This window comes from Pseudomonas sp. NFIX10 (assembly GCF_900111955.1).
GTDB classification, from domain to species: domain Bacteria; phylum Pseudomonadota; class Gammaproteobacteria; order Pseudomonadales; family Pseudomonadaceae; genus Aquipseudomonas; species Aquipseudomonas fluorescens_AA.
This window is the reverse complement of record NZ_FOKH01000001.1, coordinates 260441-273029: the sequence shown is the minus strand read 5'-3', so window position 1 is coordinate 273029 and position 12589 is coordinate 260441. Positions and strand designations below refer to the sequence as shown.

The window sequence follows — 12589 nt, the reverse complement described above, 5'->3', positions numbered from 1 at the left end:
GGTTCTATTTCAAATGATCAAATCTTTGCGTCCACTGCTTCTGGCCAGCCTTCTTCTTCCCCTGGCCCTCCCTGTCACCGCCCACGCCGCCACGATCAACACTGCCCTGTCGCCCAATGTGCAAAAGGCCCTCAAGGCCAGCAAACTGCAGGATAACGCCCTGTCCCTGGTGATGGTGCCGCTCAATGGCCCCGGCACGCCGACCCTGTACAACGCCGACGTTTCGGTCAACCCCGCGTCCACCATGAAACTGGTGACCACCTACGCGGCCCTGGAAATGCTCGGCCCCAATCACCAATGGAAAACCGAGTTCTACACCGACGGCACCCTCAGCGGCGGGATTCTCAACGGCAACCTTTACCTCAAGGGCGGCGGCGATCCCAAGCTGAACATGGAAAAACTCTGGCTGTTGATGCGCGACCTGCGGGCCAACGGCGTGCAGCAGATCACTGGCGACCTGGTCCTGGACCGCAGTTTCTTCATCCAGCCGCAACTGCCCGAGTTCAACGACGACGGCAACGACGAAAACAAGCCGTTCCTGGTCAAGCCCGACTCGCTGCTGGTCAACCTCAAGGCCCTGCGCTTCGTCGCCCGCAATGACGGCGGCCGGGTGCTGGTGTCGGTGGAACCGCCGATTGCCAGCATTCGCATCGAAAACCAGGTCAAGGCGGTCAATTCCAAGCAATGCGCCGGCGGCGTGCGCTACAACCCGGTGCCACAGGCGGACGGCAGCGTGACGGTGACCGTCGGCGGCCAGCTCGGTGACGGTTGCAGCTCCCAGACCTACCTGTCGCTGCTGGACCATGCCACCTACACCGCTGGCGCGGTGCGGGCGATCTGGAAGGAACTGGGCGGCAGCATCCAGGGCAAGGACCGCCTGGCCGCGACCCCGAGCAACGCCAAGTTGCTGGCCCGGGCGTTCTCCCCGGACCTGGCGGAGATCATCCGCGACATCAACAAATACAGTAACAACACCATGGCCCAGCAACTGTTCCTGAGCCTCGGCGCGCAGTTCCGTAACGAAGCCGATGGTGATGACGCCAAGGCGGCGCAACGGGTGGTGCGCCAGTGGCTGGCCAAGAAAGGCATCACCGCGCCACACCTGGTGATGGAGAACGGCTCCGGCCTGTCCCGCGCCGAACGGGTCAGCGCCCGGGAAATGGCGGCGATGCTGCAAGCCGCCTGGCGCAGCCCGTATTCGGCGGAGTTCATCAGTTCGATGCCGATTGCCGGCACCGATGGCACCATGCGCAAACGCCTGAAGACCACTGCCATGGCGGGCGAGGCCCACGTCAAGACCGGAACCCTGAACACCGTCCGCGCCATCGCCGGCTTCAGCCGCGACATCAATGGCAACACGTGGGCGGTGGTAGCGATCCTCAACGATCCGAAGCCATGGGGCGCTTCGTCGGTGCTGGACCAGGTGCTGCTGGACCTGTACCGCCAGCCGAAACTGCCGCAGACGGCTTCGGTGCTCTGAATCCAGCGCACAACCCAATGTGGGAGCGAGCTTGCTCGCGATTCGGTCGGCCAGTTGATAGAAATGTGACTGACCTGGCGCTATCGCGAGCAAGCTCGCTCCCACGGGGAATTGTGTCGTACAGAAATCTTGTGCCCACTTTGGCCCCATGGCCCCAGCCAAAATAGCTAACCTAGCTGCGTCTCGACCCGATCCCGCCCGGCCTGCTTGGCCGCGTACACACCCGAGTCGGCCCTGAGCAGCAACGCATCGGCGCCCTCCCCGGCGCGCCAGGTGGCGATGCCGAAACTGGCGGTGACCACCCCAACATCCTCGATGGGCGCAGCCCGCAAGCCTTCCCACAGTTCCAGGGCCAAGGTATAGGCGCTATCGCTGTCAGTGTCCGGGCACAGCACCACGAACTCTTCCCCACCCAACCGGCAGAACACATCGGTGCGGCGCAACCGTTGGGCGATGCGCTGGCAGACCGCCTGCAATACCCGGTCGCCCACCGCATGGCCGTGTTGGTCATTGATGCGCTTGAAGTGATCGATGTCGAGCATGATGACCGCCAACCCACCAGAACCGCGCTCGACCCGGGCCATCTCCGAGGTCAGGCGCTCCTGGAAATAGCGGCGATTGCGAATGCCGGTCAGGGCGTCGGTCACGGACAACGCCCGCAATTCTTCTTCCACGCGCTTGAGGTCGGAAATATCCGAGATATAGCCGTGCCACAACACGCCCCCGCCAGGCAATTCCTCGGGCGTGGCCTCGCCACGCACCCAACGCAGGCCGCGCATAGGCAATTGCACCCGGTACTCTTCACGCCACGGGCTCAAGGTGTGGGCCGAAGCACCGATCGAAGCGCGGACGCGCGTACTGTCCAAAGGGTGAATACGCGAGAAAATCGCCTCGGCGTTCTGCACCAGTACATCGGGTTCCAACTCATAGATGTCGCGGATGCCGTCGCTGGCATAGATCACGCTGAAGCGACCATTGAAGTCCATCTTGAACTGGTAGATTCCCCCGGGCACATGAGCGCTGAGCTTTTTCAACAACAGGTCACGGGCCGCCAGCGCTTCGTGGACGCGCTTGCGTTCGGTGACGTCGATGCAGATTGCCAGGTGCCCGACCCACAGCCCCTGCTCATCGAGCATGGGTGTGGCGAGCATGTTCACGGTCAGGTGGCTGCCATCGCGGCGTACCAGGGTCCATTCCCGCGCCTGCTGCCCCCCCTGCTCACCGCCCTCGAGCAGCATCGCATGGCAGGTGGGAATCGGTTTGCCAAAACGCGCGCCGAGCTGGGCGGCCCGGGCCTGGAGTTCCCGTGGCACATGCAAGCTCTCCAGGGTCATGCTTTGCAGCACCTCGCAACTCGGGTAGCCGAGCATCTGTTCGGCGCCGACGTTGAAGGTGGTGATGACTCCGCGCAGGTCAGTGGCGATGATCGCGACCTGGGTCGCGGCATCCAGCACACCGCGCAATTGGCCATGAGTCCCCCGCAGCTCCTGCTCCCGGGCGCGCAGTTCACGGGTACGTTGCTCGACCAGTTTCAAGGCCCGCTGCCGCTGGCTGACCAGCACATAGAGCAAGGCGCTGAGCAGCAGGCTGAGCAAGCCGCCGAGTACCACCGTGCCGGTGACCGAAGAGTGATTGCTCGACAGGAACACCCGGCTGGGCCGCAACTCCACCCGGTAGTCGCGATCGGCCAGGCGTAACAGGCGGGTCGCCGACAAACCACTGTCACCCAGCGCGTCGAGGGAATCGAACAGCACTTCCCCCCGGTCGTCCGTGGACTGATCCAGAACACGCATCGAAAGGTTGTCATGACCTGCGGTCGGCAAGCCATCGCCCACCAGCTGACGCATGTTGATACCCGCCACCACGTAACCGAACGGTTCCTTGGCCGACGCTCGGGTGACCGGCGCCACCAGCAACACGCCACGGGCGAAGTCCGGTCCGCCCCCCATCAGGTCCAACGGCTGCGAGACCACCACCGTGCCAAGCAAACGCGCTCGCTCAAGCGCGGCCCGACGCAATGGATGGGAAAGCAGATCGAACCCCAGGGGGGACATCGAGAGCAGCTGGCTCTGGAGGTACAGCACCGGCACGTACTCGTCCCGCTCGGCGGCACGCCGCAGGCCGCCGCTCTCGTCGGCCTCGCGGATGGCAAAGGTGTCGTCTCCCTGGCCTCGCGTCTCTTGTTCGAAGGATTGTCGCAGGTCCCGAGAGACCCGGGGCGCCCAGGCGAAGGCCAGGGTGCGCCGCAACAGCGGTTCGACGTAGCCGTGAAATTCCGCGTTGGAAACCTCTACCGAATTGGCAAAGAACCGCCGCAAACCATCGAGACGTTGTTCCTCGTCCTGGAAGCGTTCTTCGATGCGGCTGAAGCGTTCCTCGGCTTGCAACTCGAAGCGCTGGCGCAGTTGCTGACTGAACAGGTTCATCATCGCCCAGCTCAGCAAGCCGGTCAGGAAAGTGCCGGCCAGCAGCACCAGCAAAGCCACCAGCCAGGCCGACACATCTTCGCTGATAAAGCCCAGGATCCTGGGGCGCACCTGATGCAATGCCATAAACGCAACTCAGAATGGAGCCAGGCATAGGCACAGCCCTGGACACTGCCTAAGTTATAGCTATTAGCCATTACTTTGGCCAGCCCAAAAATGCGGCCGGAAGCCTTGAAGTACAAGGCTTCATAGATCCAATCAGACTTCGGTCAACGGGCCATGATCTTCCAGGCACGGTGGATCTTGCCGTTGCGGGCAAAATCCGGATCAATGGTCTTGGCGGTGATCTCTTCCACCGCGTAGCGCTCGCCGAGATTGTCCTCGAGTTGGAACTTGCGGAAGTTGTTGGAGAAATACAGCACACCGCCCGGGGCCAGGCGCGCCATGGCCAGGTCCAGCAACTGGACGTGGTCGCGCTGCACATCGAACACGCCTTCCATGCGCTTGGAGTTGGAGAAGGTCGGCGGGTCGATGAAAATCAGGTCGTACTCGTCACGACTGGCTTCCAGCCAGGCCATCACATCGCCCTGCTCCAGACGGTTCTTGTCGGAAAAACCATTGAGCGACAGGTTGCGCCGCGCCCAGTCCAGGTAGGTTTTCGACAGGTCGACACTGGTGGTGCTCCGAGCACCGCCCTTGGCAGCGTGGACGCTGGCGGTCGCGGTGTAGCAGAACAGGTTGAGGAAGCGCTTGCCGGCTGCTTCTTTCTGGATCCGCAGGCGCATCGGCCGATGATCCAGAAACAGCCCGGTGTCCAGGTAGTCGGTGAGGTTGACCAGCAGCTTCACGCCGCCTTCGTTGACCTCGGTGAACTTGCCCTGGGCGCTCTGGCGCTCGTACTGCTTGGTACCGCTCTGACGCTCGCGGCGCTTGATCACCACACGGTTCTTGTCGACGTTCAGTGCCTGGGGAATGGCCGCCAGGGCGTCGAACAAGCGGGCCGAGGCCTTTTCCGGGTCGATGGACTTGGGCGCGACGTACTCCTGGACGTGAACCCAGTCGTGGTACAGGTCGATAGCCATGGAATATTCCGGCATGTCGGCATCGTAGACCCGGTAGCAGTCCACACCTTCACGCTTGGCCCATTTACTCAGCAACTTGAGGTTCTTTTGCAGGCGATTGGCGAACATCTGCCCGCCTTCGCTCAACCGCGCCTGCTCGACCACAGGGGCCGGTGCCGGAGCCGGTTTGATCGGGTTGCCGTTCTTGTTGTACTGGCGCTCTTGCGGTACTTCAGGGGCCTGATCGTAGGCGGCCTGTTCGCGCTCGGCCTGGCGTTGCTCCGGGGTGCGACGCTCGCCGGTGACGAACTGATCCGGCAGGACCTTGATCAGCAGCAGCTTGCACGGCAAGGCGCCGTTCCAGAACGAATACTGCTTGTGGCTGCGAATGCCCATGCGCTTGCCCAGGTCCGGCGCACCGGTGAACACCGCCGCCTCCCAGTTCAGGCAGGCCTGGCGCAGACGCTCGCCGAGGTTCTGGTAGAGGTAGAGCAGGCTGGCTTCATCGCCCAGGCGTTCGCCGTACGGCGGGTTGCAAATCACCAGGCCTTTCTGGTTCTGGTCTGGACGCGGTTCGAAGGTGGCGACTTCGCCCTGGTAGATCTTGATCCACTCGCTCAGGCCCGCACGCTCGACGTTGTTGCGGCCCGGCTGGATCAGCCGTGGGTCGGCTTCGTAGCCGCGAATCCACAGCGGCGGCTTGGCCAGCCCGGCGGCGGCGCGGGCGGTGGCCTCTTCGTGAAGTTTCTTCCACAACGCCGGCACATGGCCGAGCCAGGCGGTGAAGCCCCACTGCTGACGACGCAGGTTCGGCGCCATGTCGGCGGCGATCATGCCTGCTTCCACCAGGAACGTGCCGACCCCGCACATCGGGTCGGCCAACGCGCCGCCTTCAGCGGCAATGCGCGGCCAACCGGCGCGGATCAGGATCGCGGCGGCGAGGTTTTCCTTCAGCGGCGCGGCGCCTTGCTGCAGGCGATAACCGCGCTGGTGCAGGCTGTGGCCAGAAAGGTCGAGGGAGAGGATCGCTTCGCCGCGGTCCAGGCGCAGGTGGATGCGCAGGTCCGGGTTGAGCTTGTCGATGGACGGCCGCTCGCCCGTCGGGGTGCGCAGCTTGTCGACGATGGCATCCTTGACCTTCAAGGCGCCGAAGTGAGTGTTGTCGATGCCCGAACCATGGCCGCTGAACTCCACCGCCAGGGTGCCGTCGGCCAGCATATGGTCTTGCCAGTCGACATCCAGCACACCGTGGTACAGGTCTTCGGCGTCCTTCATCGGGAAACGCTTGAGCACCAGCAACACGCGGTTGGCCAGGCGCGACCACAGGCACAGGCGATAGGCCGTTTCCATGTCGGCCATGCCGCGCACGGCCGAGGTATGCTCGCGCGCCTCTTCAAGGCCAAGCCCGACGGCTTCCTCGATCAACAGGCCTTCGAGGCCCTTGGGGCAGGTGAGGAAGAGTTCGAAACGATCGGACATGGGATTTCCAGAGCCTTTGGCTAAGTGGGCCGGGCAACGCATTGCCGGGCCGGGTTCAGTCAGGTGCTTTTCTCAAGAGCACCCGCGTGGCACGAATGTGTGCCGTGCCGCCCTCGCCGCTCAGGTTAAAAGAGCTTTGATGCGAAGGCAGGTAAAAAATTCTGTGCAACAAATTGTGAAAACTCGCCCCTTTCGTCGAATAGTACCCGAGTGCAACGGGAGGACATTCTCATTCAAGGAAAACCAGTCCCCTTTGGCGCAGGGCCGATCATACAGGGGTCTTGCTCAAAAGCGGTCAACGAACATGAAGTTACTTATCGCCCTAACATCTTTATTGTTACGTGCTTATGACAAAACGATCATTCCATCCCTGTGACGCTTTGGTTAGAACTCAACACAGGTTGACGTCGCAACGGCGTCAACAACCTCGGCTCGTCACGCCGGCAACGAGCCACCAACGGCAGAATGATTCTGCCCCGGCCTCGATAGAGGTCGACGCTAAGTAACAGTCAACAAGTGAGGGAAACACCCTATGAGAAGACTTAAGCGTGATCCGTTGGAAAGAGCATTTTTACGTGGTTACCAATATGGCGTTGGTGGTAAATCCCGTGAGCTTTGCCCCTTTACTCTACCGTCGGTACGTCAAGCCTGGATCAATGGCTGGCGAGAAGGACGCGGCGACAACTGGGACGGTATGACCGGCACTGCGGGTATCCACAGACTCAACGAACTTCACGCCGTCGGCTGACACAGGGCTTAATACTCAAGAACTCGACAATTTGACACCCATATCGATTTAACCACGCGCGTCCCATCCGGACGGCGGGCTACGGCCCAGGGGGCTCCTTCGAGGAGCCCTTTTTAATGCCTGGGTTTCGGCAAGGCCTAGTGGGAGCAAGGCTTGCTCCCACAACTTGCTCGCCTCGATAGAGCCGACCGTTCCTGAATCACCCCAACGCCGCAATGGCATCCACCGACTCACGGATCAGCGCCGGCCCTTTATAGATGAACCCCGAATAGATCTGCACCAGGCTCGCCCCGGCGCTGATCTTCTCGGCGGCATGCTTGCCTTCGGTAATCCCGCCCGCCGCGATGATCGGCAAGCGCCCCGCCAATTCAGCGGCCAGCACCTTCACGGTGTGGGTGCTCTTGTCACGCACCGGCGCACCAGACAAACCACCCGCCTCGTCACCGTGCTCCAGCCCTTCGACACCATCGCGCCCCAGGGTCGTGTTGGTGGCGATCACCGCGTCCATGCCCGTCTCGATCAGGGCCTGGGCCACCTGGGTGGTCTCCTCGTCGGTCATGTCCGGGGCGATCTTGATCGCCAGTGGCACATGCCGGCCGTGTGTCAATGCCAGTTCCGCGCGACGCCGGGCCAGGTCGGCCAGCAGTTGCTTGAGGGAATCGCCGAATTGCAGGCTGCGCAGCCCAGGGGTGTTCGGCGAGCTGACGTTGACGGTGACATAGCTGGCGTGGGCGTAGACCTTTTCCAGGCAGATCAGGTAATCGTCGACGGCGCGCTCCACTGGCGTGTCGAAGTTCTTGCCGATGTTGATGCCCAGCACGCCTTGGTACTTGGCCGCTGCGACGCGAGCCAGCAGATGGTCTACACCCAAGTTGTTGAACCCCATGCGATTGATGATCGCCTCGGCTTGCGGCAGGCGGAAGATCCGTGGCTTGGGGTTGCCCGGCTGTGGTCGTGGGGTAACGGTGCCGATTTCGACGAAACCGAACCCCAACTGGGCGAAGCCGTCGATGGCCGCGCCATTCTTGTCCAGGCCCGCCGCCAACCCCACGGGGTTCGGGAATTGCAGCCCCATGACCGTCACCGGCAATTTCGCTGGCGCCTTGCACAGCAAACCGTTGAGGCCCAAACGTCCGCCCGCGCCGATCAGGTCCAGGGACAGATCGTGGGAGGTTTCCGGGGAAAGTTTGAACAACAGCTGACGGGCCAGGGTGTACATGGGTGGGTTTGACTCAATCGACGAAATGAGGCGGGGATTATAGCCGGGGTGAAGGGATGGGAGCGAGCAGCCGATGGCTGCCAGCTCCGTGTGAGATTAAGCGGGGTTAGTCTCACTCGACACTGTATAGCTATTTTTAGTGTCTTTCACAGTCGAAAAAATGTATGGAAAATAAGCAATTCCCACAACGACCGCAGTAATTAACGCGACCATATGAAAGTTATTGTTATCGCCATCAGAATCCGATTGAAGCACCACGGATGCCAGTACCGCTCCAAGCATGGCACTGAAATGATTTAAGGAAATGCGTGCACCCAGAACGCTCGTAGATACCTCCGCCAACTTTTCCAAGGTCGGCAACTGAAACTTGGCACGCACCTCTAATGCGTCTTTTTTAACCTCGAAAACCGAATCAGGAACAGGCCTCGCAGATAGACAGTTTTTTGCAATAATGGACGCAAAGCCATCAAACACAACGCCGAAGGCAGTTATCCCTCCTTCAGTCATGAACTTAACCAAAGCGTTTATACTGTCCAGCGGTAGCACCTTGGTCAATTCTGCCGCTCCAAGGTTATAGAGAGAATAAAGCGCGGCTGAAACGGACGTTGAAGCTACGCTGGGAACTCCCGAATTATCCGTCAATGGAAAACAGGCTTCGATTGCAGCTCTAATCACCTGGTAAAGGATTCCTTCGACCATCTTAGAACCGATCTCGCTTAATTTTCCCGTCAGATATGCCGTGAGAGCTATTCCCACGGTAAGGCTGGCGAGGCCGATACGGCTAAGGCGGGACCACGATGTTGCGTCTCCTAAGCGCTCACTTCGAGTCGCCGCGATCGCCATCAGCCCAGGTCCCGTCAATGCCAGCGCAGCGGCCGCCCATGCCTTGGCGGCCTCAGGCGAATCACCTTCACTAATAGCCTGTTCGACGTGATGCGCAACGTACTTGCTTGCAGTAGCGGCCAGAAAAACTATCGCACCAGTGCGCCCAGCGACATTGGCCAGATTGAGCAACGGCCCCTCGACTGTTTCCCTAATCGTTTCCACCACCTGCTGCCAGCGACTTTGTTGGCCCTCGGCACCCACACCACTTTTGAGTACTTCTTTCAAGTATGGACACCTTTCTTTTTCAGACGGAATTTCTCCAGAATCTACATACCTTTGAAGTTGCCCCTCTGTATCTGCATCTAACTTCCCGTAACCTTTTCGGCAATCATCAAGTTCGGCTTTCACGTTCGCACCTAGCTCATTAAGAGCTAGAACAATTTCCTCAGCCTTCCCCAACCCACTTAATTTAACATCTCCAATGTCAATATTTACCGACCTGTCCGGCATTTCCGTCATTGGTGTTTTTGGCCCCAAGTCACCTTGAATCCCAGGCGTCACATTGAAGGTCATGTCAGTAATACGCACACTTATTCTCCTTATTGTTTATACGAGTACTCTCACCACTCGCTCTTTTCCCAAGCCTCATCCCCCATGGGCTGAAACACATCACGCATTACGCCCTGGACATAGACCTCCATGGCAAACGCCAGACCATTGGCCCCGCGAACCTCCTTGTAAAGCTGCGACTTTTCCAGGCCCTCCTCTTTCAATCGAACCAGTACTTGTTGCGTGATCGTTTTCAATGCCATGGCGGTGGGGTACGCAGCGGTTGCTCCGTCCTCCCCGCGCAGTGTGCGAAGAAACTCATGAATCGCTTTTTCACCCTGCCCTTCCATGGCCAGCAGCAATTGATATAAATGCTCAAACTCAGGATCCGGGCGTTTGCTTTGCTCACCCGCAGCCAGCAGGCGCGACTCCAGCATCTCGACTGACGGACTTGCAGTGCGATCCAGCACGCTGGAACCGCCCAGGTTTTCAATCTTCATGGTTAACCTCGGTTGGCGTGGAATCGACGGGATGCTCGACGAAGCTTGAGCACAGCTCCGTCAGGGCCTGTAACGCAGCCTGGTCCAACGAACGAACCGCCTCCGGCAAATTGGCGATGCTCGCCAATAGTCGCGGCGCCAACCGCTCCCGGATCATTTCAGCGTCGAACTCCAGCAGTTGATCCGCCAGCCGCAACACATAACGCTCCTGCGCGTGATATTCGATGATCAACTCGCCAGCCCATGACACCCGCAAGCTTTCGCGCAGTTGAGGACCCCACGGACGACAATGCGCTGGCAACAACACTTGCAACACCGCGCCGCGCCCGTCGGGTTGCACGGCCAGCCAGCATTCCAGCATTTGCTCCAACCATTCGGGGCGGTTCAAGGCTTGCGCGAGCAGTTCACGAGCGGCCCGAGCCAATGCGTCGCGCAATTGCAGCGCCAGCGTCTGCGACTTCAGCAAGCCGTCCGCCAGATGCCCGGTCGCCCGCAGAATGCCCTCGGCATAACCCTGTTGAAAGGCGTTGGCATGCACCGCTTCGGCATCGCGCCGGGCCTGCTCGACACACTCGCGGGCGCGGCGCTGGGCCTCGCGCTGCAGGCGCAGACGACGACGGGCGGCGACGATATCTTCGCGAGCCAGGCGCACGTCTTCGCCCACAGGCAGGTCAGCCAGGGAGCGGATGGAGTCGAGCATGCTGCACCGCCAGAAAGAAAAGGGTTGGATCGGGTTGCATGAGCGGCCAGTGCCGCTGCAATTGCACGACAGGCGCGGAGAATTGCAAGGCCAGGCGTTCGAGCAACGGCGCGGGGACCTGTTCGTGCCAGCTCCACAGGGCATTGAGGCCGGCCGCTTCGACCTGCTCCACCGAAACGGCGGGGCACTGGAGTGCGAGGTCGCCTCGAAGGCCCAGGCTGTAACTGGCGAATCGCCGGACCGGCATCGGCAGGCACGCCAACGCCGCCCCCCGAGCCAAACCGTGCCGCAAGCGATAGGCGCCCAGCAGCAAGGCGATATAGGGCAATTGCCACCAATGACGAACCCATTGTTTCGCCACGCCACTTAACCTAATCGACGGCCACGGCCCTTGCAGTTGCAGACCCTCGAGCACGATCCGGTTGAGCACGCTGCGCGCCTGGGGCCCGTCGAATCCCGCCGGCAGCACCAGGCGCTGAGGGTGCAGATACCCCAGGGGCTCGGCGAGAATCCCTTGCAAGCGGTCAATGTCCGACATCACACCGCCCTGCCCTGGCCTGTCGATAAGCCCAGGCGCCGCCGCCAACTAACAGCAATCCCCCCGTCGCGGCCAGCAGCCACGGCCAACTCGACGCCCGCCGGGAGACGATCGCGGTCGGTGCCACATGCTGGGTCTCGGAGCGCCTGGACAGCACCACCGAAACGTTCTCGTACTCCACGGCGGCAAAGCTGTTCTTGAGGAAGCGCTTGATATCGGTGATGAGCAATTGCGGTTCGACATCCCGCTCATGCACCACCACCGCCGCGAGATGAACAGGCGGCGACTTGCGCCCGCCCTCGCCCGCATCCAAGTCGTAACTGACATGGACCCGGGCTGAAACCACACCTTCGAGCATCGCCAGCGACTGTTCGATACGCTGCTCCAACGCCGAGTACAACCGGGCTTTTTCCGCACGGGGCGAAGCCACCAGGGCGTCGCTGGGGAACATTTCGGCTACCTGCAGGCGTGGCCGGGAAGGCAGCGAATAGAGATTGAGCAGGTCGACGGCGGCGGAAAAATCCAACGGGTCGATCTTCACCGCATAGCCGGCTTTGCCGGTGTCGATTTTCACCGCCGTGATGTTGTTGCGTTGCAGGACCGACAGCACTTCATTGGCCTGGTGCTGGTCCAGCCCTTCCAGCAGGGTCGGCTGGCGACAGCCCGACAGCAGCAGGCACGACAACAGCAGCAAGACAACCGGCCTCATGACGCACGCAACAGGGTTTCTGCAGTGCCGACCGCCTTGCGCACCAGCACGTTGAGCAAATTGATATCCACGTTGTATTGCCCCGTCAGTTCCTGCAGTTGCGCCAATACCTCGGGGTTGCCGATGTCCGGACGCTGCAGCAACTGGTTGATGGCCGCGACCTCGCGCCCGCTGTCCACGGCCGAAGCGGCAAACGCCCCGATCAACCGCGCTTCAAGGGAAACGACTGGGCCTTCCTGGGGACCGTCCAGTTCAACGAGGCTCGCACCATGGACAAGGACAGGAGAAAAATCGGCAGGCATACAATGCACTCATGAAAAGGGCCATTACCTCGGGCAATGGCCGGTCGAAAGGA

At 61.0% G+C, this 12589-nt stretch carries 11 protein-coding genes; 2 read left to right on the top strand and 9 right to left on the bottom strand.

What is annotated here, in order from left to right:
• Positions 1–13 precede the first annotated feature (13 nt).
• A complete protein-coding gene (gene dacB / locus BM321_RS01215; protein ID WP_092441276.1) occupies positions 14–1480 on the top strand; it encodes a D-alanyl-D-alanine carboxypeptidase/D-alanyl-D-alanine endopeptidase in 1467 nt (488 codons plus the stop codon).
• A 167-nt stretch (positions 1481–1647) separates the two neighbouring features.
• Here the strand turns inward: dacB and BM321_RS01210 are convergent, their stop codons facing one another.
• Together BM321_RS01210 and rlmKL are read right to left on the bottom strand one after the other, a co-directional pair.
• Positions 1648–4032 (bottom strand): sensor domain-containing diguanylate cyclase, encoded by a 2385-nt coding sequence (locus tag BM321_RS01210; RefSeq protein WP_092441275.1) that lies wholly within the window; start codon positions 4030–4032, stop codon positions 1648–1650.
• Between the two features lie 143 nt (positions 4033–4175).
• Complete coding sequence (gene rlmKL, locus BM321_RS01205) at positions 4176–6446, bottom strand: bifunctional 23S rRNA (guanine(2069)-N(7))-methyltransferase RlmK/23S rRNA (guanine(2445)-N(2))-methyltransferase RlmL (protein WP_092197456.1); 2271 nt, start codon at positions 6444–6446, stop codon at positions 4176–4178.
• 532 nt (positions 6447–6978) lie between these two features.
• Between rlmKL and rmf the strand changes: the two genes are divergently transcribed.
• Entirely contained in the window at positions 6979–7194 is a 216-nt protein-coding gene (gene rmf / locus BM321_RS01200) for a ribosome modulation factor (protein WP_003223300.1), read from the top strand.
• Between the two features lie 199 nt (positions 7195–7393).
• On the opposite strand, the gene BM321_RS01195 is transcribed toward rmf, so the two are convergent.
• The 7 genes from BM321_RS01195 to sctI form a co-directional block, all read right to left on the bottom strand.
• Positions 7394–8413 carry a quinone-dependent dihydroorotate dehydrogenase gene (locus tag BM321_RS01195; protein WP_092441274.1) on the bottom strand — a complete coding sequence of 340 codons (1020 nt, stop codon included), beginning with the start codon at positions 8411–8413 and terminating at the stop codon, positions 7394–7396.
• Between the two features lie 96 nt (positions 8414–8509).
• Positions 8510–9826, bottom strand: a complete 1317-nt coding sequence (locus BM321_RS01190; RefSeq protein WP_092490776.1) for a hypothetical protein — start codon at positions 9824–9826, stop codon at positions 8510–8512.
• A gap of 32 nt (positions 9827–9858) precedes the next feature.
• Positions 9859–10287: a hypothetical protein gene (locus tag BM321_RS01185; protein ID WP_175534879.1), complete on the bottom strand. Its 429-nt coding sequence runs from the start codon at positions 10285–10287 to the stop codon at positions 9859–9861.
• Positions 10277–10987 (bottom strand): oxygen-regulated invasion protein OrgB, encoded by a 711-nt coding sequence (locus BM321_RS01180; RefSeq protein WP_092441272.1) that lies wholly within the window; start codon positions 10985–10987, stop codon positions 10277–10279. Before BM321_RS01180 ends, BM321_RS01185 begins: the two co-directional genes overlap by 11 nt.
• Complete coding sequence (locus BM321_RS01175) at positions 10959–11525, bottom strand: secretion system protein (protein WP_092441271.1); 567 nt, start codon at positions 11523–11525, stop codon at positions 10959–10961. Before BM321_RS01175 ends, BM321_RS01180 begins: the two co-directional genes overlap by 29 nt.
• A complete protein-coding gene (locus BM321_RS01170; RefSeq protein WP_092441270.1) occupies positions 11512–12234 on the bottom strand; it encodes an EscJ/YscJ/HrcJ family type III secretion inner membrane ring protein in 723 nt (240 codons plus the stop codon). Before BM321_RS01170 ends, BM321_RS01175 begins: the two co-directional genes overlap by 14 nt.
• Positions 12231–12536 (bottom strand): type III secretion system inner rod subunit SctI, encoded by a 306-nt coding sequence (gene sctI / locus BM321_RS01165; RefSeq protein WP_092441269.1) that lies wholly within the window; start codon positions 12534–12536, stop codon positions 12231–12233. Before sctI ends, BM321_RS01170 begins: the two co-directional genes overlap by 4 nt.
• Positions 12537–12589 lie beyond the last annotated feature (53 nt).